The organism is Streptomyces sp. SID8352 (assembly GCF_009862265.1).
Classification (GTDB): domain Bacteria; phylum Actinomycetota; class Actinomycetes; order Streptomycetales; family Streptomycetaceae; genus Streptomyces.
The window spans coordinates 22,145-47,072 of the sequence record NZ_WWGX01000001.1; the positions used below are offsets into that span (position 1 = coordinate 22,145).

The 24,928-nt window shown below is 75.6% G+C and carries 21 protein-coding genes and 1 riboswitch; of the genes, 9 read left to right on the forward strand and 12 right to left on the reverse strand.

Annotated features, from left to right (window positions below; all coding sequences use genetic code 11):
* Positions 1–650: 650 nt before the first annotated feature.
* From GTY84_RS00115 to GTY84_RS00125, 3 genes are all read right to left on the reverse strand, one after another.
* The gene (locus tag GTY84_RS00115; RefSeq protein WP_161223921.1) at positions 651–1,532 is read right to left on the reverse strand and encodes an aminoglycoside phosphotransferase family protein; all 882 of its coding nucleotides are present in this window, start codon (positions 1,530–1,532) and stop codon (positions 651–653) included.
* A 521-nt stretch (positions 1,533–2,053) separates the two neighbouring features.
* On the reverse strand, positions 2,054–3,556 hold the full coding sequence (locus GTY84_RS00120; protein WP_161223922.1) for an MFS transporter: 1,503 nt from the start codon (positions 3,554–3,556) through the stop codon (positions 2,054–2,056).
* Between the two features lie 169 nt (positions 3,557–3,725).
* Entirely contained in the window at positions 3,726–4,706 is a 981-nt protein-coding gene (locus GTY84_RS00125; RefSeq protein WP_161223923.1) for a zinc-binding dehydrogenase, read from the reverse strand.
* Positions 4,707–4,874: 168 nt separating this feature from the next.
* Here GTY84_RS00125 and GTY84_RS00130 point away from each other — a divergent pair, with 168 nt between their 5' ends.
* Positions 4,875–5,618, forward strand: coding sequence for a pentapeptide repeat-containing protein (locus tag GTY84_RS00130; protein ID WP_161223924.1), 744 nt, complete (start codon positions 4,875–4,877; stop codon positions 5,616–5,618).
* Positions 5,619–5,905: 287 nt separating this feature from the next.
* On the opposite strand, the gene GTY84_RS00135 is transcribed toward GTY84_RS00130, so the two are convergent.
* Both GTY84_RS00135 and GTY84_RS00140 read right to left on the reverse strand, forming a co-directional pair.
* Positions 5,906–6,406 (reverse strand): hypothetical protein, encoded by a 501-nt coding sequence (locus GTY84_RS00135; RefSeq protein ID WP_161223925.1) that lies wholly within the window; start codon positions 6,404–6,406, stop codon positions 5,906–5,908.
* Positions 6,407–6,569: 163 nt separating this feature from the next.
* Entirely contained in the window at positions 6,570–7,979 is a 1,410-nt protein-coding gene (locus GTY84_RS00140; protein WP_161223926.1) for a M1 family metallopeptidase, read from the reverse strand.
* Positions 7,980–8,675: 696 nt separating this feature from the next.
* Here GTY84_RS00140 and GTY84_RS00145 point away from each other — a divergent pair.
* Together GTY84_RS00145 and GTY84_RS00150 are read left to right on the forward strand one after the other, a co-directional pair.
* Positions 8,676–9,887 (forward strand): sensor histidine kinase, encoded by a 1,212-nt coding sequence (locus GTY84_RS00145; RefSeq protein ID WP_161223927.1) that lies wholly within the window; start codon positions 8,676–8,678, stop codon positions 9,885–9,887.
* Entirely contained in the window at positions 9,884–10,561 is a 678-nt protein-coding gene (locus GTY84_RS00150) for a response regulator transcription factor (protein ID WP_161223928.1), read from the forward strand. Before GTY84_RS00145 ends, GTY84_RS00150 begins: the two co-directional genes overlap by 4 nt.
* Before the next feature lie 321 nt (positions 10,562–10,882).
* On the opposite strand, the gene GTY84_RS00155 is transcribed toward GTY84_RS00150, so the two are convergent.
* A complete protein-coding gene (locus GTY84_RS00155) occupies positions 10,883–11,458 on the reverse strand; it encodes a TerD family protein (protein WP_161223929.1) in 576 nt (191 codons plus the stop codon).
* 154 nt (positions 11,459–11,612) lie between these two features.
* On the opposite strand from GTY84_RS00155, the gene arfB reads away from it, so the two are divergent.
* On the forward strand, positions 11,613–12,041 hold the full coding sequence (arfB, locus tag GTY84_RS00160) for an alternative ribosome rescue aminoacyl-tRNA hydrolase ArfB (RefSeq protein WP_161223930.1): 429 nt from the start codon (positions 11,613–11,615) through the stop codon (positions 12,039–12,041).
* Positions 12,042–12,410: 369 nt separating this feature from the next.
* Here arfB and GTY84_RS00165 read toward each other — a convergent pair whose 3' ends face one another.
* Positions 12,411–12,983, reverse strand: coding sequence for a flavin reductase family protein (locus GTY84_RS00165; RefSeq protein WP_265292834.1), 573 nt, complete (start codon positions 12,981–12,983; stop codon positions 12,411–12,413).
* Positions 12,984–13,341: 358 nt separating this feature from the next.
* Here GTY84_RS00165 and cdgB point away from each other — a divergent pair, with 358 nt between their 5' ends.
* Positions 13,342–15,015: a diguanylate cyclase CdgB gene (cdgB, locus tag GTY84_RS00170; RefSeq protein ID WP_161223931.1), complete on the forward strand. Its 1,674-nt coding sequence runs from the start codon at positions 13,342–13,344 to the stop codon at positions 15,013–15,015.
* Positions 15,016–15,136: 121 nt separating this feature from the next.
* A complete protein-coding gene (locus GTY84_RS00175) occupies positions 15,137–16,087 on the forward strand; it encodes a carbohydrate-binding protein (protein ID WP_161223932.1) in 951 nt (316 codons plus the stop codon).
* 21 nt (positions 16,088–16,108) lie between these two features.
* On the opposite strand, the gene GTY84_RS00180 is transcribed toward GTY84_RS00175, so the two are convergent.
* The 3 genes from GTY84_RS00180 to GTY84_RS00190 form a co-directional block, all read right to left on the reverse strand.
* Entirely contained in the window at positions 16,109–17,041 is a 933-nt protein-coding gene (locus GTY84_RS00180) for a 1-phosphofructokinase family hexose kinase (protein ID WP_161224048.1), read from the reverse strand.
* 226 nt (positions 17,042–17,267) lie between these two features.
* On the reverse strand, positions 17,268–18,413 hold the full coding sequence (gene nagA / locus GTY84_RS00185) for an N-acetylglucosamine-6-phosphate deacetylase (protein WP_161223933.1): 1,146 nt from the start codon (positions 18,411–18,413) through the stop codon (positions 17,268–17,270).
* On the reverse strand, positions 18,413–19,393 hold the full coding sequence (locus tag GTY84_RS00190; protein ID WP_161223934.1) for an ROK family protein: 981 nt from the start codon (positions 19,391–19,393) through the stop codon (positions 18,413–18,415). Before GTY84_RS00190 ends, nagA begins: the two co-directional genes overlap by 1 nt.
* Positions 19,394–19,550: 157 nt before the next feature.
* Here GTY84_RS00190 and GTY84_RS00195 point away from each other — a divergent pair, with 157 nt between their 5' ends.
* From GTY84_RS00195 to otsB, 3 genes are read left to right on the forward strand one after another with little or no spacing between them, the layout of a single operon-like run.
* On the forward strand, positions 19,551–20,795 hold the full coding sequence (locus GTY84_RS00195; RefSeq protein ID WP_161224049.1) for an extracellular solute-binding protein: 1,245 nt from the start codon (positions 19,551–19,553) through the stop codon (positions 20,793–20,795).
* 58 nt (positions 20,796–20,853) lie between these two features.
* Entirely contained in the window at positions 20,854–21,087 is a 234-nt protein-coding gene (locus tag GTY84_RS00200; protein ID WP_161223935.1) for a DUF3263 domain-containing protein, read from the forward strand.
* A 36-nt stretch (positions 21,088–21,123) separates the two neighbouring features.
* Positions 21,124–22,002: a trehalose-phosphatase gene (gene otsB, locus GTY84_RS00205; protein WP_161223936.1), complete on the forward strand. Its 879-nt coding sequence runs from the start codon at positions 21,124–21,126 to the stop codon at positions 22,000–22,002.
* Between the two features lie 55 nt (positions 22,003–22,057).
* Here the strand turns inward: otsB and GTY84_RS00210 are convergent, their stop codons facing one another.
* Both GTY84_RS00210 and GTY84_RS00215 read right to left on the reverse strand, forming a co-directional pair.
* Positions 22,058–23,446: a trehalose-6-phosphate synthase gene (locus tag GTY84_RS00210; RefSeq protein WP_161223937.1), complete on the reverse strand. Its 1,389-nt coding sequence runs from the start codon at positions 23,444–23,446 to the stop codon at positions 22,058–22,060.
* Between the two features lie 187 nt (positions 23,447–23,633).
* Positions 23,634–24,578 carry a glucosyl-3-phosphoglycerate synthase gene (locus GTY84_RS00215; RefSeq protein ID WP_161223938.1) on the reverse strand — a complete coding sequence of 315 codons (945 nt, stop codon included), beginning with the start codon at positions 24,576–24,578 and terminating at the stop codon, positions 23,634–23,636.
* Positions 24,579–24,762: 184 nt separating this feature from the next.
* A riboswitch (SAM riboswitch) is annotated at positions 24,763–24,911 on the forward strand.
* Positions 24,912–24,928: the final 17 nt, after the last annotated feature.

Here is a 24,928-nt window from a genome sequence, read left to right on the forward strand (position 1 = left end):
ACGGGGTCCGGGCGGGCGCGCAGTACCCGGCCCCGGTTCAGGTGTCCTCGGTGCGTGCCCTCGGTGCGGGTGCGGGGATGTCCAGGGCGGAGGCGCGCCCGCCCCCTTGAGCGCGTGTCCTCGGTGCGGGTGCGGGGATGTCCGGGACGGAGGCGCGCCCGCCCTCCTTGAGTACCTGCTCTCGGTGCGGGTGCGGGTGCGGGTGCGGTGCAGGGGGGAGGGGGTGCGGCGTGCGACGGGTGGTGCGCCGTGCGTCCGGGAGCCCGCGCCGGGGCCGCCGCTCCGCCGTACCGGGCGCCGGGCGCGCCGGATCGCCGGGACCGGTTCGGCGCCGTTCCGCTTCCGGGCGCGGGCGGACGCTCCGTCGGTCGGCCGGTGTGGAGCGACCGCGCCCGCGCCCGCCCGCGTCCTCGGCGGGCTCGTCCCGCGCCCCCGGCCGGCCGCCGCCCCGTTCTCCGCGTCGCCACGCCTTCCCGAGCCGCACGCCGCCGCCCGGCCGTCCCCACCTGTCCGGCCGTCCCCACCGGTCCCCACCACTCCGCGCTGCCCGCGCTGCCCGCGCTGCCCGCGCTGCCCGCGCTGCCCGCGCTGCCCGCGCTGCCCGCGCTGCCCGCGCTGCCCGCGGGGTGGGGCCGCACGGCGGGACCGGCTCAGGGGTGCAGGTCGCGGGCGATCTCCAGTTGCTCGCGTTCCAGCGGGTCGTCGTCCTCCAGGTTCCAGAGGAGGTTCTGGAGCACTCGGCCCAGGCACCAGGCGTGGGCCCGGGCGCGGTCCAGGCCGAGGACGTCGGTCAGGGCGTCGAAGCGCCACTGGGTCTCGGCTGGGTCGTAGCGGTTGTCCAGGGCCGGGAGCAGGTCGAAGCCGGGGTCGCCCGCGAGCGGCTTGGGGTCGATGGCGAGCCAGGGCACGCGCTCGGAGCCGAGGACGTTGCCGTAGTGCAGGTCCCAGTGGAGGAGGCGGTCGCCGGGCTCGTCCACGACCTCCCGGACGGCGGCGGCGCAGCGCGCGACCAGGCGGCGGGAGGCGGGGTCGGGGACGGCGGCCAGGGCCCGCGGCACCTGCTCCAGCATGTCGTGCGCGATGTCGCCGAGACCGCGCAGTCCGGGTGGCGCGGGCGCGGCGGTGAGCCGGGCCAGCAGCCGGGCGATCACCAGGGCGGCCTCCCGGGAGTCCGGGAGGTGGTCCAGGGTGCGCTCGGCGTCGAGGCGTTCCAGGAGCATCGTGCCGGTGCCCGGGTCGTGGCCGATCAGGCGCACCGCCCCGTCGCCGTCCCACCGGCGCAGGGCCACCGGCTCGCCCTCCGTCTCGGCGTCGAGCGCCTGGAGCTTCAGCGCGGCCGGGACGCCGTCCCCCCGGCGGACGACCGGCAGGACCAGCGCGGCCCAGCCGTGCCGCGCGGGCCCGTCCGGGCGCAGGTCCCACTGGTCGAGGAACCGCTCCGCCAGGGCGGGCAGCGCGGCGACGAAGACGCGGCCGGCCTCCCCGCCGTACTTGGCCAGACTTGCCGCGAGTGCCTCCGGTACGTCGATCACGCACGCGACGCTACCCGCGGCGGGGAGCCCGGGGCAGCCGGTTTTCGCGCCGTGTCCGACGGATTCCGTGGCCGGACGCGACGGAATCCGTCGGGGAGGACGACGCCCGTCGGTGGGGACAGCGCACGTCGGGGAGGACGGGCACCTGTCACGGGCGGGTTCGGACCCTGGTGCCGCCGTCGGCGGCTTCTCCTGCGTCGGCTCGGTGTCCGGGGCGCTCGGTGTCCGGGGTCTGTACGCCGTCCACCGCGCGGCCGACCCCCGTGAGCGAGCGTCCTGTGCCCCGGTCTCCTTCCGGCCGGCCCGGCCTCCGGACCGGGTGCCGGGCCGCGGCCGACCCCGTCGGGCGCCGATTCCCCCGGGGCGGCCACCGGCCGGAGGGCCGGGCTCCGCCGGTAGGGCGGGCTCCGCCGGAAGGCCGGGCGCCGTCCGGCCCGGGAAGGGGCGCGCGGGGGCCCGCGGCTCACCGGCCCTCCGGGCCCCGCCCCGCCCGCTCGCCCTCCCGGACCGGCCGCGCCGGTTCAGCCCACCGGGTCCGGGGCGCCGCCGGGGGCGTGGACGTCGCGGCCGGGGGCCTTGGCCGTCACCATCAGGCCCGCGACCACGGCCGCCAGCAGCATGATCCCCGCGGCCAGCCAGATGGCGACCGTGTAGCCGTGCACGATGCCCTCCCGGACCACCCGGTTCCGCTGCGAGGGGTCGGTCAGATGGGCGGTGATGTAGGTGGCGCTGCTGGTGGTGGCGATGGTGTTGAGCAGCGCGGTGCCGATGGAACCGCCCACCTGCTGCGAGGTGTTGACGGTCGCCGAGGTCACTCCGGAGTCCTGCGGGGCGACGCCCGCGGTGGCGGTGGAGAAGACCGGCATGAAGGTGAGGCCCATGCCGAGGCCCATCAGCAGCAGCGCCGGGAGGATCTCCCCGGCGTAGTCGGAGGCGACCGTCATCTGGGCGAGCAGCACCATGCCGCCGGAGGCCAGCAGCATCCCCGGGACCATCAGCAGCCGCGGGCCCACGCGGGGCAGCAGCCGGGCGGAGATCTGGGTGGAGCCGATCACGATGGCGATGGTCATCGGCAGGAAGGCCAGCCCGGTGCGCACCGGCGAGTACTCCAGGATGACCTGGAGGTAGTACGTCATGAACAGGAACAGCCCGAACATGCCGATGACGGCCAGCATCATCGTCAGGAAGCAGCCCGCGCGGTTGCGGTCGCGGATGATGTGCAGCGGCAGCAGGGGCATCGGCGCCCGGGTCTGCCACCAGACGAAGGCGGCCAGCAGCACCAGGGCCGCGGCGAACAGCGCCAGGACGAGCGGTGCGGTCCAGCCGCGCGGCTGGGCCTCGCTGAAGCCGTAGACGAGGGTGACCAGGCCGCCGCAGCCGAGGAGCACCCCGGGCACGTCCAGGCGGGCGCCCGCGTGTCCCGGGCGGTCGTGCAGCAGGGTCAGCGCCCCGGTCACGGCGACCACGGCGACCGGGATGTTGACGTACAGGCACCAGCGCCAGCTCAGGTACTCGGTGAGGAAGCCGCCGACGATGAAGCCGACGGCGGCGCCGCTGCCGGCCAGCGCGCCGTAGATGCCGAAGGCCTTCCCGCGCTCCCGGGGGTCGGTGAAGGTGGTCGTCAGCAGGGAGAGCGCGGAGGGGGCCAGGACGGCGGCGAAGACGCCCTGGAGGGCGCGGGCGCCGAAGAGCATGGGAGGGCCGACGGCGGCGCCGCCGATCGCGGAGGCGCCCGCGAAGCCGATCAGGCCGATGACGAAGGTGCGCTTGCGGCCGACCAGGTCGGCGATGCGCCCGCCGAGGAGCAGCAGCCCGCCGAACGCCAGGGTGTAGGCGGTGATGACCCACTGCCGGTTGGCGTCGGACATGCCGAGTTCACGCTGGGCGGAGGGCAGGGCGATGTTCACGATGGTCGCGTCGAGGACGACCATCAGCTGGGCCAGGGCGATCACCACCAGCCCCCACCAGCGGCGGGGGTCGGAGTCCACGGGCGCGGCCGGCTCGTCGGTCCGGGTGCCACTCATTGGGCCAGAACACCATGGAACGGGGGGTGCCGCACCTCGTCGGAGCGGGCCGGAACGGGCGCGGCGCCGCCCCGTCCCGGCAGGCCCGCCCCCGGGGCCGCGCGGCCCGGCCCGGTGGTGCCCCGGGGGGCCGGGACCCGGTTCCCGGCCGGGCCCCGAGGGGCTCCCGTCAGGGCTCCAGGACCACCTTCCCGACGGTGGCCCGGGTCTCCAGCGCGCGGTGCGCGGCGGCGGCCTCCGCGAGCGGGAAGCGCTGGACCGCCGGGGTGAGCCGCCCCGCGGCGGCCTCGGCGAGGGCGCGCAGTTCGAGGGTGCGCACCGGGTCGGGGCCGCCGGTCCGGTTCATCATCACCGGGCCGAGGACCTGCTCGGAGACGCCCTCCACCAGATACGGCGCGCCGTCGTGCAGGCCCCGGCCCGACCAGCCGAAGACGAGGTGCCGACCGCCGGGCCCGAGGAGGGCGACGGCCTCGCGCGCGACGTCCCCGCCGACGCCGTCGTAGACCACGGTGGCGGCGCGTCCGCCCAGGTGGGCGCGGACCCGCTGCGGCCAGCCCGGTTCGGTGTAGTCGACGGCGAGGTCGGCGCCGTTGGCCGCGACCCGGGCGGCCTTCTCCGGGCCCCCGGCGAGGCCGATCACGGTGGCCCCGGCGGTCCGGGCGTACTGCACCAGCAGAGTGCCGATGCCTCCGGCGGCGGCCGGGACGAGCACCACCGAGCCGGGCCCGAGATCGGTGAACTGCACGATGCCCATGGCGGTGCGGCCGGTGCCGATCATGGCGACGGCCCCGGCGAAGTCCAGGTTTCCCGGGATGTCGTGCAGGCGGTCCGCCTCGGTGACGGCCAGTTCGGCGTAGCCGCCGGGACGGAAGCCGAGGTGGGCGACGACCCGGCGGCCCAGCCAGGTCTCCGGGGTGCCCCCGCCCGCCGCGTCGACGACCCCGGCGACCTCGCGGCCGGGGACGGTGGGCAGTTCGGGCAGTTCGGGCAGCGGGCCCCGGATGCCCTCGCGCACGGCGGTGTCGAGCAGATGGACCCCGGCCGCGCGGACGGCGATGCGGACCTGCCCCGGGCCGGGCCGGGGGTCCTCCACCTCCTCCGGTACGAGGTTCTCGGCGGGGCCGAAGGCGTGCAGTCGGACGGCGTGCATGGGTCCCCCAACGGTGGGCGGTGCGGGTGTGCGCACGGCCCGGCGGCCGGACCGTGCGGTGTTCCCCACTCCACCGCCTCAAGCTCGCTTGAGGTCAACTACGGCCCTGCCGCCGGGCTGTTCGCGCAGGTCGGGGCGGTTGTCAGTGGCGGCGGGCAGGATGGGGTGATGGCGAGAAGAGCGGCGGGCGACGCCCGCACGGGCGGTGGCGGTGCGGGGCGCGGTGGCACGGGACGCGGCGGGGCGGGACGCGGTGGAGCGGCGGTGCGCCCGGCGCGGCGCCCCGAGGTGCGGCTGCCGCCGCTGGTGCCGTTCGGCGGCGGGCTGGAGCCGGACGGGGACTACGACGCGCTGGATTTCCGGGACGCCGACTTCTCCGGGCAGGACGGCGCGGGCGCCCGCTTCATGGACTGCGCGCTGACCGGCTGCGTGCTGGACGAGGCGTCGCTCCAGCGCGCCCGGCTGCTGGACTCGGTCCTGACCGGGGTGCGCGGGGTCGGCACCCGGCTCACCGAGGCCACCCTGCGCGATGTGGAGCTGGTCGACGCCCGGCTGGGCGGGGTCCAGGTGCACGGCGCGGTGCTGGAGCGGGTGCTGGTCCGCGGCGGCAAGATCGACTATCTGAATCTGCGCCGCTCCCGGCTCAAGGACGTGGTCTTCGAGGGCTGTGTGCTGGTCGAGCCGGACTTCGGGGGCGCGGTGCTGGAGCGGGTGGCGTTCGTGGACTGCGCGCTGCGGGGCGCCGACTTCAGCGCGGCCACCCTGGCGGACGTCGATCTGCGGGGCGCCGTCCCGCTGGAGCTGGCGCGGGGCGTGGACCGGCTCTCCGGGTCGGTGATCAGCCCGGCCCAGCTCCTGGACCTGGCGCCGGTGCTGGCGGCGGAGATGGGGGTGCGGGTGGTGGCGGAGTAGGGCGTCGACCGGGGGGCCGGGGGACCGGGGGGACGGCTCGGAGGGCGGGAGCGGGGGCTCCGGGCTGGAGGGGGAGCGGGGAGCGGGGGGCCTGTGACGGGGCGCCGGTCCCCGCCGCCTCCGGAGCCGGGTGCGGTACCACTCCGCCCGCGGCGGCCGGGGGCGTGCCCGTCCCGGGCCGTGGTCCGGGGTCGGCCCCGGTCCTGGGAGTGGCGCAGGTGCGGCCCCCGGTTGCCCTGCGGCGCCCTGCGCGGTCCCGGGCCCCCGGTGCCCTGCGGCCCCCGGTGTCAGGGAAGGCGGGGGAAGCGGGACTGGAGGGTCCAGATCGCCGGGTTGTCCGCCAGGTCCTCGTGCAGGTCGGTCAGGTCGGCGATCAGGTCGTGCAGGAAGTCCCGGGCCTCGCGGCGCAGCGCGGCGTGCGAGAAGGCCAGCGGCCGCTCGGTGGCGGGCAGCCACTCCCCCTCGATGTCCACCCAGCCGAAGCGGCGCTCGAACAGCAGCCGGTCGGTGGACTCGGTGAAGTCCAGCTCGGCGCGCTGGGGCCGGGCGGCCCTGGAGCCCGCCGGGTCCCGGTCGAGCCGCTCCACGATGTCGCACAGCGCCCACGCGAAGTCCAGCACCGGCACCCATCCCCAGGCCGTGGAGATCTCCCGGTCCTCCTCGGTGTCCGCGAGGTACACGTCCCCGCAGAACAGGTCGTACCGCAGCGCGCGGACGTCCGCGCGGCGGTAGTCGGTCTGCGGGGGATCCGGGAAACGGGTGGAGAGGGCGTAGCCGATGTCGAGCACGGAGGTGATGGTGTCACGCCCCCGGGCCCGGCCGTCCCCGCACCCCCGCCGCCCGGGGCTCCTCGCGGGGCGCGCCCTCTGTCCCGCACGCCCTGCCGTCCGGCCCGGGGCTCTCGGTCCTCCACTGCCCCGCGCGGCCCGTCCGCCTCCGCCCGCGCCGACGTCACGGCGCCGGGGGTCTGCCCTCGCCGTACAGCCAGTCGTCCCAGACCTCCGTGAAGTCCTTGCCGGGCACCGTCCGCTCCACGTACGCCGTGAACGCGGCGGTGTCCGCGTTGCCGTGGCGGTGGGCGGCGGCCCAGCCGCGCAGCAGGGCCCGGAAGGCGCCGTCGTCGCCGACCGTCCGCCGGACGCGGTGCAGCACCATCGCCCCGCGCTGGTAGACGGGGCTGTCGGAGATGTGCGCCGCACTGCTCGGCTCGGCGGGCGGGAATGCCCAGACCGCCCGTGCGGCCTCCGCGTCGCCGTCGGAGCGGGCGCCGTCGTACCGCGCCCGGAACGTCTCCTCGGCCGTGGCGCCGCCGTGGTCCTCCGCCCACAGCCACTCCGCGTAGGTGGCGAACCCCTCGTTGAGCCACATGTCCCGCCAGGAGCGGGGGGTGACCGAGTTGCCGTACCACTGGTGGGCGAGTTCGTGGACGAGGGTCGACAGGTCCGGGGCGCCGGGGAAGTACGGCCGGTTCTGGGTCTCCAGGGCGTAGCCGGAGTCGCCGGGGCGGTCGACGATCACGCCGGTGGAGGCGAAGGGATAGGGGCCGAAGACCTCCCGTCCCCACTCCACGATCTCCGGGAGGCGGGCCAGCACCGCGCGGCTCGCCGCCTCCTGCTCCGGATCGACGGCGGTGTGGACCGGCAGCCCGTCGGCGGTGGTGGAGCGCAGGACCCGCCAGCGGCCGATCGCGACCGTGGTGACGTAGCTGGCCATCGGCTCGGTGACGCGCCAGCGGAAGGTGGTCCGCCCGTCCCGGGTCGAGGTGCCCGCCGGCTCCCCGTTGGACACCACCCCGAGGCCCTCGGGGACGGTCACCGCGATGTCGTAGGCGGCCTTGTCGGAGGGGTGGTGGTTGCCGGGGTACCAGGCCATGGAACCGGTGGGCTCGCCGAGCCCGACCGCGCCGTCGGCGGTGGGCAGCCAGCCCTCCTCGGAGCCGTCGGGGTCGGTGATGGTCTCCGGCCGGCCGGAGTAGCGGACGGTGACGCGGAAGACCGTGTCCCGGTCCAGGTCGTCGGCGGGGCGCACGGTCAGCTCCTGCCCGGCCCGGTTCCAGCGGGCGGGGCGGTCCTGGACGGTGACCTCCTCGACCCGCAGGCCCTTGAGGTCGAGGTTGAAGGCGGAGAGGTCCCGTGTCGCGCGGGCCGTGATGACCGCGGTGCCCGTGAGGCGGGCGGCGGCCGGGTCGTAGGCGAGGTCGAGGCCGTAGTGGCGCACGTCGTAACCGCCGTTGCCCGCCCTCGGGAAGTACGGGTCGCCCAGCCCCGGCCCGCCCGGCCCGCCGCGCACCCCGCCGCAGGCCCCCAGGGCCGCGACCGCCGCGAGGGCGACGGCGGCGGCGAGCGGACGGGCGGGACGCATGGCGCGATCCTATGGTCCGGCACGCTCACCCGCCGGGAGCGGTGCGGCGGCGCCGCGGGCGGGGTCGTCCGTCGTGGCCCGGGTCGTCGTCCCTCGTGACCCGGGACGCCCGTCGTGCCCCGAGGTGCCCGCCGTGCGGCGGCGGCGCCGCCTCGCCCGCCGGGGCGGACCGGTGCCCGGACGTGCCGGGACGCGGGCCCCTGGCGCGGTCCGGTCGGCTCGGTGACCCGGGCCGCTTGCGTGACCCGGCGGGACGCCCGCGCCCGGGGCGTCCGATGCGTACGGGCCGGAGACCGGGACCGGTGCCCCGACCGGGATCGCCTACCGGGACCAGGATCAGGACCGGTACCTGGACCGGGGCAGGAGCCGGGGGCGGGGCGGGGGCGGAGCCGGGACCTGTGCCGGGCCCGGGCCCCGGAGCGACGCCGCGCCGGGCGCGCCGTCCGCTCCGCCGGACCGGGGCGCCGCCGTCCCTCCTCGCCCGCCCCGCGCCCGGACCGGTGCCCGCCGGCCGGCGGACCGGCCGCTCCCGGGGACCGCGACGGGCGACGGCGGGGTCAGCCGATCGGACGACCCCGCGACCGCCCGCGGCGGACACAATGGGAGGGGCCCGCGCGATCCGGCGCGGACCCCGCGCGTACGCCACCGGGGCCGACGGTCCCCGGGACGGGCCCGGCACGGAAGGGAGGCGCGCGGATGCCGAAGCCGTACGACCCGGACACCCGGTGGCTGGGCGGCGTGCTGCACGCCGCGTTCTTCCTGCTGCTCGGCGGCGCCCTGGCCCGCTTCCTGCTGCGCCACCCCGGCGAGCCCCGCACCCCCTGGATCGTCGCCCTGTCCGTCACCCTCGCCGTGCTGCACCTGTCGGGCCCGGCGGCGGGCGGCGGGGCCGACGGACCCGTCCGGCTCCGGGCGGCCTGGATACGCCCCGCCTGGCTGGTGGCGGTCGTCGTGGTGTGGGTGGTGCTGGTGGTGCTCGCGCCCAGCTTCTCCTGGTGCGCGGTCCCCCTCTTCTACACCGGTCTGCGCACCCTGCCCGCGCGGGCCGCCCTCGGGCTGGTTGTGGTGCTGACCCTGTGCGTCGTCGCCGCGCAGTTCCGGCTCGCCGGGAGCTTCGACCCCAACCTGCTGCTCGCCCCGCCCGCCGTCGCCGCCATCGCCACCGCCGTCTTCCTGCACACCGAGCGCCAGGCGGCCCGGCAGCGAGCCCTCATCGACGACCTGATCCGCACCCGCCGCGAGCTGGCCGCCTCCGAGCGCCGCGCGGGCACCCTCACCGAGCGCCAGCGGCTCTCCATGGAGATCCACGACACTCTCGCCCAGGGGCTGTCCAGCCAGCGGATGCTGCTCCAGGCGGCCGACCGGGTCTGGGACACCGACCCGGACAAGGCGCGCACCCATGTGCGGGGCGCCGCCTCCGTCGCCGAGCACAACCTGGCGGAGGCCCGCCGTTTCGTCCACGACCTCGCTCCCGCCGACCTCGCCCGGGGCGGCGGTCTGGCGGCGGCGCTGCGCACCCTGGCCGAGCGGGAGTCCGGCGAGCACCTCACCGTGCGGGTCCATGTCGACGACGGCGGCGACCGCGCCCCGCTGCTGCCCGGCCGGGTCCGGTCGGCGCTGCTGCGTGTCGCCCAGGGCGCGCTGGCCAACGTCCGCGAGCACGCGGGGGCGACCACCGCCGCGCTCACCCTGACCCTCCTCGACGACCAGGCCGTCCTGGACGTCACCGACGACGGCCATGGCTTCGACCCGGCCGCGCCGCCCGGCGACCCGCTGGGGGTGCGGGGGCACGGGCTGCCCGCCATGCGCGCCCGGCTGGGCCGGCTCGGCGGCACCCTCACCGTCGAGTCCGCGCCCGGCGAGGGCACGGTCCTGTCCGCCGCCGTCCCCCTGGAGGCACCCCGATGACCGGACCGGCCGCCCCCGCGAACCCCCCGGTCCCCGGCGCCGGGAACCCGGTGCGCATCCTGGTCTGCGACGACCACACCGTCGTCCGCGCCGGACTGCTCGCGCTGCTCGACAGCGCCCCCGGCATCGAGGTCGTCGGCGAGGCCGGCACCGGCGAGGAGGCGCTCGCGCTGACCGCGCGGCTGGCGCCGGACGTGGTGCTGATGGACCTTCAGCTCGGCGCGGGCATCGACGGGGTGGAGACCACCCGCCGCCTCACGGCCGGGTCCGCCGGTCCGGTGCCCCACGTCCTGGTGCTGACCACCTACGACACCGACGCCGACATCACCCGGGCCGTCGCCGCGGGGGCGACCGGCTATCTGCTCAAGGCCGAGCGCCCCGAGGAACTGTTCGCCGCCATCCGGGCCGCCGCGCAGGGCCGCACGGCGCTGTCCGGGCCGGTCGCCGGGCGGGTGATGGCCGGCCTGCGCAGCCCCCGGCCGACCCTGACCGACCGCGAGGGCGACATCCTCTCGCAGCTCTCCCGGGGCCTGGGCAACCGGGAGATCGCCCGCGCGCTGTTCATCAGCGAGGCCACCGTGAAGACCCATCTGCGCCGCATCTACGACAAGCTGGGCGTGGACACCCGCGCGGGCGCCGTCGCGGTGGCGAAGGAGCGCAGGCTGCTGCCGTAGCCGCGCGCCCGGCCGGGCCGGGGCCGGTCACCGGGGCGCCGGGGCATGGAGGTGCCGGGGCACGGGGGTGCCGGGGCACGGGGGTGCGGGCCCATCGAGGCTCGGGGCCCGTCGGGGGTGACGAGGGCGCCGAGTGGCGCGCCGCCGCCATCGCCGTGGGCACCGCCCGCGCACCCTGGTCCGCCCCCTCCGCACCCTTACGCGAAGGCGCCGGGACCACGCCGGAGACGCCCGGGCGCGCGAAGGGGCCCCGGCGCTGCCGGGGCCCCTGGTACCGCGCCGGGCCCCCGCCGGTCGGCGGCGGCACGGCGGCGGGGGACGTCAGACGTTGACGCCGAAGTCCTGGGCGATGCCCGTCAGGCCCGAGGCGTAGCCCTGGCCGACGGCGCGGAACTTCCACTCGGCGCCGTTGCGGTACAGCTCGCCGAAGACCATGGCGGTCTCCGTGGCCGCGTCCTCGGAGAGGTCGTAGCGGGCGATCTCGGCGCCGCCGGCCTGGTTGACGATGCGGATGTACGCGTTGCGCACCTGGCCGAAGTTCTGCGAACGGTTCTCGGCGTCGTAGATCGAGACCGGGAAGACGATCTTGTCGACGTCGGCCGGAAGGGCGGCCAGGTTGACGTTGATCGCCTCGTCGTCGCCGGCGCCCTCGCCGGTGCGGTTGTCACCGGTGTGGACGATGGTGTTGTCCGGCGTCTGCTTGTTGTTGAAGAAGACGAAGTGGGCGTCGGAGTAGACCTTGCCCTCCGGGTTGACCGCGATGGCGGACGCGTCGAGGTCGAAGTCGGTGCCGGTGGTGGTGCGGACGTCCCAGCCGAGGCCCACGGTGACTGCGGTCAGGCCCGGAGCCTCCTTGGTGAGCGAGACGTTGCCACCCTTGGACAGGCTTACAGCCATTGTTCGGGAGTCCCTTCCCTCGTTTACTTACGGCAAGCAAGGTACAGCTACCCCCCACAACGACAGGAGGGGTGCCGTCGGTTCCGGGTCCCTTTACTTTCTTTACCGGCGTTATCCGGATGACGCGCGGGGCCCGGAGCGGGACCATGGGGGCATGTCCGCTCCCCACGTCATCAGAGGCTCCGTCGTCCTTCCCGAGGCCGAGCTGGTCTGGCGCTTCTCGCGGTCGTCGGGTCCCGGCGGACAGCACGTCAACACCAGTGACACCCGCGTGGAGCTGAGCTTCGACCTGGGGCGCACCGAGGCGCTGCCCGAGGTGTGGAAGCGGCGGGCGCTGGAGCGGCTGGCGGGGCGGCTCACCGGCGGTGTGATCACCGTACGGGCCGCGGAACACCGCTCCCAGTGGCGCAACCGCGAGGCCGCCGCGGTCCGGCTGACCGCCCTGCTGGCCGAGGCCACCGCGCCGCCCCCGAAGCCCCGCCGTCCGACCCGTGTGCCGCGCGGCATCAACGAGCGCCGGCTGCGGGAGAAGAAGCAGCGCTCCCAGACCAAGCGCGGTCGCTCACCGGGCGGTTGGGAGTAGCGCACCCCGGCGGCCCGGCGGCCCGACGGTTCGGACATCCCGGGTGGCCCCTTTCCCCCGGGCGTTCCCGGTGACCCGGGCGATCCCCGTACCCCGAGCGGCCCGCGCCTCGCCCGGCCCCGTACCCCGGCGGTCCGGCACCCCGGCCGCGCCCGGTCCGTCACCCCGTCAGGTCCCGCACCCCCACCGTCTCGCCACCGCTGGTCTCCCCGGTGGGGTGGAAGCCCAGGCCCAGGTAGAAGCCCGCGGGGCCGGGCACCCGCGCCGGGCCGTCGGCCGAAGCACGCAGTCCGCCGCGCCGGGCCGCGCTCCCGGGCCCGCTTCCGCGGGCACGACCCCGGGTCGCCCCCGGCGCCCGCCCCCGTCGGATCAGCCCAAGTGCCGGTAGCGCCCCCGGAAGTACATCAGCGGACCGCCCTCCACGCTCGGCGCCCGGGCGGTCAGCACCCGGCCGATGACCAGGGTGTGGTCCCCGGCCGGCACGCGCCGCTCGGTGCGGCACTCCAGGGTGGCCAGGGCCCCGCCGACCAGGAGGGCGCCGCTGGCCGCGCCGCGCGAGCAGTCGAGGTCGGCGAAGAGGAGGCGGTCGCTGACCCGGCCCTTCATCGAGAAGCGGCCCGCGATCTGCCGCTGGCTCTCGGCCAGCACGGAGACCGCCCACAGCGGCTGCTCGTCGAGGAGGTCGTCCATCCGCGAGCCCGTGCGCAGACTGACCAGGACCAGCGGCGGATCGAGGGAGACCGACAGGAAGGCCGTCGCCGTCATCCCCGCGTCCTCGCCGGCCGGCGCCCCGGGGTCGTCGGGGTCGAGCGGCGGCTCCTGCGCGGTCACCAGGACCACGCCCGAGGACAGCCGGGACATGGCGGCACGGAACTCGTCGTTGCTCACCCCCTCAGCATGCCCGGGGGACGTGGGGGAGGTCGGGGAAGCGGTGTTCAGCACGCCGCCACGCTAGTGGCCGCCCCGCGCGGCCCGCATCGGGCCACGGGCCGATCCGGGTCCTAGGACCACGGGCGGACGGGAGGGGCGCGCGGCGGCGGGACACGCCCGGGCGCACGGGAGGCCGCAAGTGGAAGGCGTCACACTTTGCGTTCAGGAACGGTCCGGGAAAAACGCAGAAAGTGCAGGCAATTGTTCACGTATCGCTGTGACTTGAGTCACAAGGCGAACTATTTGTTGACCCTGTGTACCGAGTGGGGAGCGCGCTGTGATTCAGTGGCGGGGAGGCTGCGAGGGCACCATGGAACGGGCGCCCGGGACAACCCTTGATTCGCTGCGAGGTCTCGGGGGGAGGGCGAGCATGGAGACCGAGTCGGAGCCCTACGTCCGTCTTGCGTCCCTGCGGCAACTGCACCAGGCCATGGCCGACATGAACACGGCCCGCAGTCTGGCGGACACCCTGCAGACCGTGGCCGACGGCGTCGTGCGCGCCCTCGGCTACGAACTGGCGTGCGTCAACATGGTCCGCCCCGACGGCGATCTGGTGGTCGCCGCCTTCGCGGGCAACCAGGCCGCCGAGGCACTGATCACGGGCCGGGTCGGCTCCCGCGCCTCCTGGGAGCGCCGGCTCGGCATGGGCGAGCAGTGGGGCGACCTGATCTTCATATCCCACACCGAGGGCTGGGTCCTCGACGACGACGACGTCCCGCAGTGGTACACCGAGGGGCCCGAGCCGCGCTTCGAGGACGAGTGGCATCCCTCGGACCGCCTCTTCGCCCCCATGTACGCGCCCCGGCCGCAGGGCGGCGGCACCAGCGGCGAGCTGATCGGCGTCCTCTCCGTGGACCGCCCGCGCAACGGACGCCGCCCCGGCGCCTGGGGGCGCGAGGCTTTGCAGATGTACGCGTTCCAGGCCGCCATCGCGGTCAGCAACGCGCGGCTGCGCTCCAACATGCAGCGCGCCCTGGTCCGTCTGGAGCGCGAGCAGCAGGCGCTGCGGGCCAGCGAGGAGAGCTTCCGGCAGGCCTTCGAGTACGCCCCCTCCGGCATGGCCATCGCGGAGATGGGCGGCGACCAGCACGGCCGCATCCTGCGCACCAACGACGCGCTGTGCCGGCTCCTGGGCCGCCAGGCGTCCACGATGCGCCGCTACTCCTTCTCCGACCTCGTCCACCCCGAGGACATCGGCACCCTGCTGCGCACCTCCGCCGAGGGCGGCCGGGCCGAACTGCGCCTGGGGCGGCGGGACGGCACCTATGTCTGGGTCTCGCTGCGCAACAGCGTCGTCGCCGACGCCGCCGACGGGCCCCGCTTCCTGCTCACCCACGTCGAGGACATAGAGGAGCGCAAGCGCCGCGAGCTCCAGCTCGCCCACCGCGCCTCCCACGACTCCCTGACCGGACTGCCCAACTCCGCCGAGCTGCGCTCCCGCCTCGCCGCGCGGCTGTGCCAGCGGCCCCAGTCCACGCCCACCGAGGCCGTCGTCGACCAGCTCGACGCCGCCTACGGGCATCCCGTCCTCGACTCCGGCGGCCACACCTTCGACTTCGGGGCCGGGTTCGAGTCCGATCCGTACGGGGCCTGCGACCACCATGTGCACGCCGTCGCCCCCGAGGACGGCCCGGAGGACGACGGGACCAAGGGGCTGGCGGTGCTCTTCTGCGACCTGGACGGCTTCAAGTCGATCAACGACCGGTTCGGTCACAACGCCGGGGACGCCGTCCTCATCGAGGTCGCCCGGCGGCTCGGCCGCGGGGTGCGGGACGGGGACACGGTGGCCCGGCTCGGCGGCGACGAGTTCGTGATCCTCGCGGACGGGCTCGGCCGGGCCGACGCGGCGGACCTCGCGGTGCGGCTGCGCAACGAGATCATCCAGCCCATCCGGGCCGAGGGGCGGGCCGTCCGGGTCGGCGCCAGCTTCGGCATCGGCTGGGCGCACTGCGGAATGACGGCGGACGAGGTGTTGAAATCCGCTGACGAGCGGATGTACGTCGAGAAACGATCTCGTCCCAAACAGCACCGCCGGGCCGGCTGAGCCGCAGGTCAGCGCCGAGCGGCCGCCGGAGCCACCCGATCGGGTCAGTGGGAGCAGGTAGGCTCGCCCTCTCACGATCCGTACCGCACATCAGCACAGCACCCGGTTAGGAGACCTAGGGATGACGCCCGGTAACAACGGCGCGAGCACGCCCGAGGACGACGATCCGTTCGGCTACCTGTACGCCGACGGGCAGGCCAACGGAGCCCAGCCGCCGTCGGGCGGCTACGGCTACCCGAACTCGGTCAACCGGGTGCGTCCCGTCGGCACACGGCAGTACGGGGCGCCGCAGGCGCAGGCCGCACCCCAGCAGCAGGGCGCCTACGGACAGCCCAACTCCCACTACGCCGCGCCGGAGACCTACCCCGGCGGCGGCCAGGGCGGGGGCCCGCAGCAGCAGACCGGCCGCGCCGCGGGCGGGGGCGGGGGCGGCGGGCGCCGCGGGCCCAACACCAAGGGGCTGCTGATCGGCGCGGTGGCCGTGGTCGCGGCGGTCGTCATCGGCATCGTCGTGGCGATGACCGGCAACGACACGAAGAAGAAGGACGACGAGGCGGCCCCCGCGCCCGCCCCGACCCGGGCCGAGCCCACCGAGCCCTCCCCGAGCAGCACCCAGAGCGGCACCACCGAGCCCGAGGCCGACCTCCCGACCACCGACGCCAAGGGCCTCCAGCTCTCGCCGGGCGTGACGACGGCGACGGACATAGCGGGCGCGGAGTCCGACGGCGGCGCCTATGTCACCAACCTCAACCAGCCCGGCGCCACGGTCACCTGGACCGTCGACGGCATCCCCGAGGACGGCCCCTACACCCTGTTCGCCCGCTTCAGCGCCGCGGGCGAGGACCAGTCGATGACGCTCACCGTCAACGGCAAGCCCTTCGGCAGCAAGCTGAACCTGGGGAACTTCGCCCACGCCGAGGACGGCCAGTTCGACAAGGGGTGGACGGAGACCTACGCCTGGCCCACCCTCAACAAGGGATCGAACACGATCTCGGTGTCCTGTCAGGACGGCGACAAGTGCGACGTCCTGCTGGACCGGATGTACCTGCGGAAGGGCCAGACGAAGCGCTGACCGGCGCGGTGCGCGCCCCGGTCAGGCGGCCTCCGCCGCCGGGGTGACCCGCACACCCCCGGCCAGCAGCTCCTCGTACGCCCCCCGGTCGAAGTCCCCCGCCGTCGGGGAGAGCACCGTGGCGGTGGACAGGGCGACGGCCCGGACCAGGCGGTCCGGCCAGGGCAGGCCCTCGACCAGGCCGGACAGGAGCCCCGCGACCGCCGAGTCGCCCGCGCCCGTGGGGTTGCCGGGGACGTGGTCCGGGGGGACGGCGCGCCAGCGGCCCCGGGAGGTCTCCGCGAGCAGCCCCTCCGCGCCGAGCGAGGCGACCACGCCGAGGGCGCCGCGCCGCCGGGCGGCCCGCGCGGCCCACGACGGCTCCTGGGAGCCGGTCAGCTCGGCCAGTTCACCGGCGTTCGGCTTGATCAGGTCGGGGCGGGCGGCCACCCCCCGGCGCAGTGCCTCGCCGCTGGTGTCCAGCAGCACCGGCACGCCCGCCGCCCGGGCGCCGCGCACCAGATGGGCGTAGGCGCCCACCGGGACTCCCGGCGGCAGACTGCCGCACAGGGCGACCGCCGAGGCGTCGCGCAGCAGCTCGCCGTAGGTCTCCAGGAGGGCGTTCCACTCGGCGGCGGAGACGACCGGGCCGGGCTCGTTGAGCTGGGTGGTGTCGCCCGTGCGCTCGTCGACGACGGCGAGGGTGCGCCGGGTGGGCCCGGCGGCGGGCACCAGCGCGTCGGTCACCCCGGGCGTCCGGGCGAGCAGCTCCCGCACGACGCCTCCAGTGACGCCGCCCGCGAAGCCGGTGACGGTGGCGCGGTGGCCGAGCGCGGCCAGCACCCGGGCCACGTTGAGGCCCTTGCCGCCCGGCCGCTCCGTGACCCCGGTGACCCGGTGGGAGGCGTGCGGGCGCAGCGCCGGTACGCGGTAGGTGATGTCGAGCGCGGTGTTGAGCGTGACGGTCAGGATCACCGGGCCGCCTCCCCGAATCGTCTGCATGCCGTGAACCCCCGGAGGGGCGTCCGGGGGTTCCGATCATGCCAAACGGACGGCAGCCGGCCCAGGGCCTTTCGTCCGCCTTCCGCGGCGCCCGGGAGCGGGGCGTTCCGGCCGGGCCCCGTGTCCGGCGGCGGGAGCCGGGAGGACGGGGCCCGGCCGGTTCCGTCGCGGCCGTCACCGGGCCCGTTCCGTGCGGGGGTCAGCCCTTGCCGGGCTCCACCACCCACTCGCCGTGCCGCATCACGCCCGCCACCTCGAACTCCGCGTCCAGGACGACGAGGTCGGCGTCCTTGCCGGGCTCCAGGGAGCCGATCCGGTCGGAGAGGCCCAGCAGCCGTGCCGGGTTGACGGAGAGCGCGGCGACCGCGTCCTGCACGGACAGCCCGTCCACCGTGACCGCCCGCTTGAAGGCGCGGTCCAGGGTGAGCGTTGAGCCGGCGATGGAACCGCCCTCCACCAGGCGGGCGACGCCGTCGGAGACCTCGACCGCCATCGGGCCGAGCATGTAGCGCCCGTCGCCGAAGCCGGCCGCGTCCATCGCGTCGGTGATGAAGGCGACCCGTCCGGCGCCCTTGTGGTGGAAGGCGAGCTGGAGCGCGGCCGGGTGCAGATGCGTCCCGTCGTTGATCAGCTCGACGGTGACCCGCTCGTCCTCCAGCAGGGCGGCGATGGGTCCCGGCGCCCGGTGCCCGAGCGGCGGCATGGCGTTGAAGAGGTGCGTGGCGACCGTGGCGCCCGCGTCGACGGCCCGCACCGTCTGCTCGTAGGTCGCGTCGGTGTGCCCCACGGCGGCGATCACGCCGTGCTCCGCGAGCAGCCGCACCGAGTCCAGCCCGCCGGGCAGTTCGGCGGCGAGCGTCACCATCCGGGCGTGCCCGTGCGCGGCGTCGACCAGCTTGCGGACCTCCGCCGGGTCGGGGTCGCGCAGGAGCTGCTCGTCGTGGGCGCCCTTGCGGCACGGGGAGATGAACGGCCCCTCGAAGTGGACACCGGCGATCTCGCCCTGCTGGGACAGCTCCGCGAGCATCCCGGCCTGCCGGGCGAGGACGTCGAGGTCACCGGTGACGAGCGAGGCGACCACCGTGGTGGTGCCGTGCAGCCGGTGGGTGCGGACGCCCTGGAGGACGTCCTCGGCGCTGCCGCCGGTGAAGGAGGCCCCGCCGCCGCCGTGGTTGTGGATGTCGATGAAGCCGGGGACCACCCAGTGCCCGGGCAGCTCGACGACCTCGGCCCCGGGGGGCGCCGTGTCCGCGATCCGCGTGCCGTCGACGACCACGCGGCCTTCGTCCACGGTGCCGGTGGGCAGTACCACCCGGGCACCGGCGAGTACCTTGCTTGGAGCCATCAGATGGTTACCTCCGGGGGAGTCGTGGGCCCGGTGGTGGCAGCCCGGGGAGCGGTGGCACCGGCGTCGAGCAGGTCCCAGGCGAGCAGCCCGGCGCCCAGACAGCCGGCGGTGTCCCCCAGGGCCGCGGGGACGATGTCGGGGAGCTTCTGGAACGTCACGCGGCGGCCGACGGCCTCCCGCAGCGGTGTGAACAAGGTTTCCCCCGCCTCGGCGAGGCCGCCACCGATGATCAGCACCCGGGGGTCCAGCAGGGTGAGCGCGGTGACCAGGCCGTCGGCGAGCGCGTCCACCGCGTCCTGCCAGACCGCGGCGGCCCGCGGGTCGCCGGACTCCACGGCCTTGGCACAGTCGGCGGCGTCCGCCTCCGGGTCGCCGCACGCCTCGGCCCACGCCTGGCTGACCGCCGACGCGGACGCCAGCCGCTCCAGGCAGCCGCGCTGCCCGCAGGGGCAGGGCACCCCGCCGGGCCGCACGACGATGTGGCCGATCTCGCCCGCGAAGCCGTGCGCGCCCGCCTCCACGCGGCCGTTGATGCCGATGGCACCCGCGATGCCGGTGCCCAGCGGCACGAACAGGAAGCGGTCGGCGCCCCGGCCGGCGCCGATGCGGCCCTCCGCGAGCCCTCCGGCCCGCACGTCGTGGCCGAGGGCGACCGGGACCCCGCCGAGGCGCTCGCTGAGCAGCGCCCGCAGCGGCACGTCGCGCCAGTCGAGGTTGGCCGAGTAGGCGGCGATGCCGCGCTCCTCGTCGACGATCCCGGGAACGACGACGCCGGCCGCGACGGCGGGCTCGCCGAAGCGCCCGGCCCCCTCGTCGCGCAGCTCGGCGGCGAAGTCGAGGATGGCCTCGATCACCGCCTCGGATCCTCGGTCGCGTCCCGTCGCGAGGCGCGCCTGGTACAGCAGCTCGCCCCCCGGCCCGGCAAGGGCGGCTTTCATCCCGGTGCCGCCCACATCGAGGGCGATGACATGTCTCACGGAGACAGTGTGGCCCGTTGACCCGGGAGAGGTCTAGTCCACTTACGTGGTGTAGACCATAATCCCTCGCGGGAGCGGCCGCCCGGTGCGCGACCGCGGGACCACGAAAACGTCGACGGCAGGGCGGGGCAGAACGGTGCAGCGACGCAGAACGGCAATGATCGCGGCGGCGGCCGCACTGGCCTCGACGGTGTTTCTCGGGGGCTGTGGTCTAGCGGGCGGATCCGACGACGTGACCCTCGAACTCGTCGCCGCCGACTACGGCGACACCGAGGCCAGCAGCACCGAGCCGTACTGGAAGGACCTGGCCCGCGCCTACGAGGACGAGCACCCCGGGGTCCGGGTCAACGTGACCGTCCTGTCCTGGAACGACGTCGACCGCGAGGTCCGCGAGATGGTCGAGGCGGGCCGGGCCCCCGACATGGCCCAGATCGGCGCCTACGCCGACTACGCCGACGAGGGGCTGCTCTACCGGGCCGACGACCTGCTCTCCATACCCGTCCAGGCCAACTTCGTCTCCCAGCTCGCCAGCGCCGGCCAGGTCGACGGCGTGCAGTACGGCCTCCCCTTCGCCGGCTCCACCCGTGTCCTCTTCTACAACCGGACCCTCTTCGAGGAGGCCGGCCTCACCCCGCCCGAGAGCTGGGACGACCTCGCCGAGGCCGCCGGGAAGCTCAAGGAGCGGGGCGTCAAGTACCCCTACGCGCTGCCGCTCGGCCCGGAGGAGGCGCAGGCCGAGACGATGCAGTGGATGCTCAGCGGCGGCAGCGGCTACACCGACGGCCTCGGCGTCTACACCATCGACTCGCCCAGCAACGTCTCCACCTTCACCTGGCTGCGGGACGAACTGGTCGGCAAGGGCCTCACCGGCCCCGTCGCCCCCGGCGAGATGAACCGGGCCGCCGCCTTCACCGCCTTCGCCAACGGCCAGGTCGGCATGCTCAACGGCCACCCCTCCCTCATGAAGATCGCGTCCAAGAAGGGGGTGAAGTACGGCATGGTCCCCACCCCCGGCATCGAGGGCGAGAACAGGAACACGCTCGGCGTGACCGACTGGATGACCGCCTTCAAGCAGAACGGCCACGCGGACCAGGTCGGCGACTTCCTCGACTTCGTCTACAGCGACGAGAACGTCCTCGCCTTCTCCCGGAAGTACGACCTGCTGCCGGTCACCGCCTCCGCCTCGCAGACCATGGCCGCGGCGGACCGGGACAAGGACCTCCGCCCCTTCCTCGACGAACTGCAGCTCTCCGAGCTGTACCCGGCGGGCAAGACCTCCTGGGCCTCGGTCAGCGCCGACGTCAAGAAGCTCATCGGCCGAGCCGTCGTCGACGGCGGCGACCCCGCCCAGGTGCTCGGCGACCTCCAGCGCACGGCCACCCGCGCGGGCCGGGCCGACTGACCCCCGGCGGGACGGGGCCCGGCCGCCGCCGTCGGCGCCGGGCGCTACCGTGCCGTACATGGAACTGGGAGAACCCGACGAGCGCGAGCGCCGCATCCTCGCCCTGGAGCGCCGCGGCTTCCCCGGCCCCGGCGCCAAGGAGCGCGCCGTCCGCGAGGAGCTGGGCCTGGCCCCGGTGCGCTACTACCAGCTGCTCAACGCCCTGCTGGACGATCCCCGCGCCCTCGCCCACGATCCGGTGACCGTCAACCGGCTGCGCCGGGTGCGGGAGTCGCGCCGCGCCGAGCGCTGAGATTGCCCGGCGCCGCCGCGGGATAGGTTCGCCGGTATGGGAAGCCACCAGGACTCCACCCCCGAATCCCCCGACTCCCCGGACCCCCTGCCGGTCCCCGCGACCGCCGCCGGACGCGCGGGACTCGACGCGCTCCTCGCCCGGCCCGGCCGCGCCGTGATCGCCCTCGACTTCGACGGCACCCTCGCCCCGATCGTGCCCGACCCCGACCTGGCCCGCGCCCACCCCGGCGCCGTGCCCGCCCTCGCCGCCCTCGCCCCGCACGTCGCCTCCGTCGCGATCGTCACCGGCCGCCCGGCCGGCACCGCCGTCCGCCACGGCGGCCTCGCGGACGTCCCCGGACTCGACCGCCTGGTCGTCCTCGGCCACTACGGCGCCGAACGCTGGGACGCGGCCACCGGCACCGTCACCGCCCCGCCCCCGCACCCCGGGGTGGAGGCCGCCCGCGCGGACCTGCCGGGGCTGCTGGCCGGGGCCGGAGCGGGGGAGGGCACCCGGATCGAGGAGAAGGGCTACGCGCTGGCCGTCCACACCCGCCGCGCCGCCGACCCGCAGGGCGCCTTCGAGGCCCTGCGCGGACCCCTGGCGGAGCTGGCCCGGCGCCACGGGCTCCTCGTCGAACCGGGCCGCATGGTCCTGGAACTGCGCCCGCCCGGCATGGACAAGGGCGTCGCCCTGCGCGACCACGTCCGGGCGACCGGCGCGGGCTCCGTCCTCTACGCCGGTGACGACCTGGGGGACCTGCCCGCCTTCGCCGCCGTCGGGGCGCTCCGCGCCGAGGGCGTCCCCGGCCTCCTCGTCGCCAGCGCCAGCGCCGAGGTCACCGCCCTCACCGAGCGGGCCGACCTGACGGTCGACGGGCCCTCGGGAGTGGTCGGCCTGCTGCGCGCCCTGACCGCCCGCCTGTCCCGCTGACACCCGGCCGCGGGGGTGCGCCCGCCGACGCCCCGCCGGAGGCGCCGCGGTGCCGTCACCCCCGCAGCGCCTCCACCTGCTCCAGGAACCACCGCGCCGGGGGCAGCGCCGTCGCCGCCGCGGCCAGCCGCCGGGAGCGCTCCGCCCGCTCCCCGTCCCCCACCGACAGCGCCTCGTGCAGCGCCTCCGCCGTCGCGGCCACGTCGTACGGGTTCACCCCCACCGCGTCCGCGCCCAGTTCCTCGTACGCCCCCGCCTCGCGGGACAGCACCAGCACGCACCCCCGGTCGGAGACCACCGGAACCTCCTTCGCGACGAGGTTCATCCCGTCCCGGATCGGGTTGACCAGGGCCACGTCCGCCATCCGGTACGCCGCCAGCGACCGCGCGAAGTCGTCCTTCACATGCAGCACCACGGGCGTCCACCCGGGCGTCCCGAACTCCGCGTTGACCGCGTCCGCCACCCGCCGCACCTCGGCGGTGTACTCCCGGTACACGGCGAGGTCCTGCCGCGACGGATAGGCGAACGCCACGTGCACCACCCGCTCGCGCCACTCGGGCCGGTCCGCCAGCAGCCGCCGGTAGGCCAGCAGCCCCCGCACGATGTTCTTGGACAGCTCGGTCCGGTCCACCCGGACCACCGTCCGGCGGCCCTCGCCGATCTCCCCGCGCAGCGCGGCCATCCGCTCCTCGACGTCCGGCCGGTGCGCGCGCTCGCGCAGGAACTCCCCGTCCGCGCCCAGCCCGTGCACCCCGACGGCGGTGTCCCCGGTGCCGCCCACCAGCGCCTCGCAGCACCCGGTGAACGCGTCCGCCCAGCGCCGGGTCAGGAACCCCAGCCGGTCGGCGCCCAGCATCCCGCGCAGCAGCCGCTCCGCGATGTCGTCCGGCAGCATCCGGAAGTAGTCGGCCGGCGCCCACGGGGTGTGCGAGAAGTGGCCGATGCGCAGATCGGGCCGCAGCTCCCGGAGCATGCCGGGGACCAGCGCCAGGTGGTAGTCCTGCACGAGGACGACCGCGCCCTCGGCCGCCTCCTCGGCCAGCGCCCCGGCGAAGGCCCGGTTGTACGTCTCGTAGGAGGCCCACTGGCGGCGGAAACCGGTGTCGAAGACCGGCTCCAGCGGCGTCTGGTACAGCATGTGGTGGACGAACCACAGCACCGAGTTGGCGATCCCGTTGTACGCGTCCGCGTGCACGTCGGCCGGGACGTCCAGCATCCGCACGCCGTCCTCGCCGGCCCCGCGCCGCACCGCCTCGCGGTCGCCGCCGCCCATCGCGGAGCACACCCACAGCGCTCCCGCGTCCGGCCCGATGGCCGAGAGCCCGGAGACCAGCCCGCCGCCGCCGCGCCTGGCGCGCAGCGAGCCGTCCTCACCCACCTCGTAGGAGACGGGCCCCCGGTTGGAGGCGACGAGTACCCGGGCAGTACCGAAGGTTGAGGCCATACGCCTCAACCTAGCCCGGCCCCGAAAGCCTCAAACGTGCGCTCGCCCCCCACCGGCGGTGATCCGGTCACCCGTTTCATGGGGGAAGGGTGAGGAGAGGGGGAATTCCGGTGTGTGCTCCCCGGGGCTGCGGCGGAGCACCTGATCGGGTCACCGGAATGCGCGTTCGGGGCACCCGGGACACGGATCAGGCCACCCGGCGGGAGGCGTACTCCGCGATCTGCGCCATCGGCGGCCGCTCCTCCGTGTCCACGGAATGGGTGCGCGGCTCGAAGCCGTGCGCGCCCCGCTCGAACTGGGTGAGCTCGGGCCGCAGCAGATGCCCCCGGGCCAGCCGGAGCTGGGCGGTGCGGTAGATCGCGGCGGACATCCGGCCGAGCGCCGGCCCGTCCTGGTGCCGGTGCCTGCGCACCCCCACGTCGACCTGGGCCAGGGCGTCCAGCCCCACCAGGTGCAGCGCGTCCACCAGCATCCCCAGCTCCACCCCGTACCCCACCGGGAACGGGAGCCGCTCCAGCAGCGAGCGGCGGGCCGCGTACTCCCCGCCGAGCGGCTGGACGAAGCCCGCCAGCAGGGGCCAGTGCATGTTGAGCAGCGGCCGGGCCATCAGCTCCGTCACCCGGCCGCCCTGCCCCGGCTCGGCCCCCAGCGGGCGGTCGTACATGGCCTTGACCAGGTGGACGTCCGGGTCCGTCAGCAGCGGCCCGACGATCCCCGAGACGAAGTCGGCGGAGAACTCCCGCAGGTCCGCGTCGACGAAGCAGACGATGTCACCGCGGGTGACCATCAGCGAGCGCCACAGCACCTCGCCCTTGCCGGGCACGGCCGGGATGCGCGGGAGGATCGCGTCCCGGTGCACGACCCGCGCGCCCGCCGCCCCGGCCACCGCCGAGGTGCGGTCCGTGGACCCCGAGTCGACCACCACCAGTTCGTCGACCAGTGGGATGCGGCACATCAGTTCCCGGCGGATCACCCGCACGATCTCCCCGACGGTGGCCTCCTCGTCGAGGGCGGGCAGCACCACGCTGACGGTCTGCCCGCCGGCCCGTTTCGCGGCCATGAGCTGGGGAATCGTGCGGTCGGTCACCGACCAGGAACGCGCGCGCAGCCAGCGTTCGACATCATCCAGCACGGTCGGCCGCTCCTTCTGTGACGCATCTCGCGGTACGGACGACTATCTCAACCGTCCTCGCCTTCGGTTACAGTCTTGAGCAACGCGGATGACCCCCGCATACCGGGGTCGGCGCACCGTGACTTCCTTCGGTGCGAAGGCCGCGGGTGCGCCGACACCGCGCACCGGTTCAACAACCGCATACCGCTCATCCAGAGGGGCAGAGGGAAACGGCCCGATGAAGCCCCGGCAACCCTCCAGTCGGTTCCCGCCACGCGGACGTGGCGAGGCTCCCCGGCTCGGGAAGGTGCCAATTCCGTCTCACGACGAGATGCGTCGTGGGGAAGATGAGGAGAAAGGGCCTCGCCTCT

Bases quoted from the DNA above. Each gene is read 5' to 3' on its own strand.
- GTY84_RS00130 (WP_161223924.1), top strand. From the start codon at position 4,875: ATGGCGAGAAGAGCGGCGGGCGACGCCCGCACGGGCGGTGGCGGTGCG.
- nagA (WP_161223933.1), bottom strand. From the start codon at position 18,413: ATGGCTCCAAGCAAGGTACTCGCCGGTGCCCGGGTGGTACTGCCCACC.
- cdgB (WP_161223931.1), top strand. From the start codon at position 13,342: ATGGAGACCGAGTCGGAGCCCTACGTCCGTCTTGCGTCCCTGCGGCAA.
- otsB (WP_161223936.1), top strand. From the start codon at position 21,124: ATGGGAAGCCACCAGGACTCCACCCCCGAATCCCCCGACTCCCCGGAC.
- GTY84_RS00210 (WP_161223937.1), bottom strand. From the start codon at position 23,446: ATGGCCTCAACCTTCGGTACTGCCCGGGTACTCGTCGCCTCCAACCGG.
- GTY84_RS00155 (WP_161223929.1), bottom strand. From the start codon at position 11,458: ATGGCTGTAAGCCTGTCCAAGGGTGGCAACGTCTCGCTCACCAAGGAG.
- GTY84_RS00175 (WP_161223932.1), top strand. From the start codon at position 15,137: ATGACGCCCGGTAACAACGGCGCGAGCACGCCCGAGGACGACGATCCG.
- GTY84_RS00200 (WP_161223935.1), top strand. From the start codon at position 20,854: ATGGAACTGGGAGAACCCGACGAGCGCGAGCGCCGCATCCTCGCCCTG.
- GTY84_RS00120 (WP_161223922.1), bottom strand. From the start codon at position 3,556: ATGAGTGGCACCCGGACCGACGAGCCGGCCGCGCCCGTGGACTCCGAC.
- GTY84_RS00150 (WP_161223928.1), top strand. From the start codon at position 9,884: ATGACCGGACCGGCCGCCCCCGCGAACCCCCCGGTCCCCGGCGCCGGG.
- GTY84_RS00125 (WP_161223923.1), bottom strand. From the start codon at position 4,706: ATGCACGCCGTCCGACTGCACGCCTTCGGCCCCGCCGAGAACCTCGTA.
- GTY84_RS00145 (WP_161223927.1), top strand. From the start codon at position 8,676: ATGCCGAAGCCGTACGACCCGGACACCCGGTGGCTGGGCGGCGTGCTG.
- GTY84_RS00195 (WP_161224049.1), top strand. From the start codon at position 19,551: ATGATCGCGGCGGCGGCCGCACTGGCCTCGACGGTGTTTCTCGGGGGC.
- arfB (WP_161223930.1), top strand. From the start codon at position 11,613: ATGTCCGCTCCCCACGTCATCAGAGGCTCCGTCGTCCTTCCCGAGGCC.
- GTY84_RS00140 (WP_161223926.1), bottom strand. From the start codon at position 7,979: ATGCGTCCCGCCCGTCCGCTCGCCGCCGCCGTCGCCCTCGCGGCGGTC.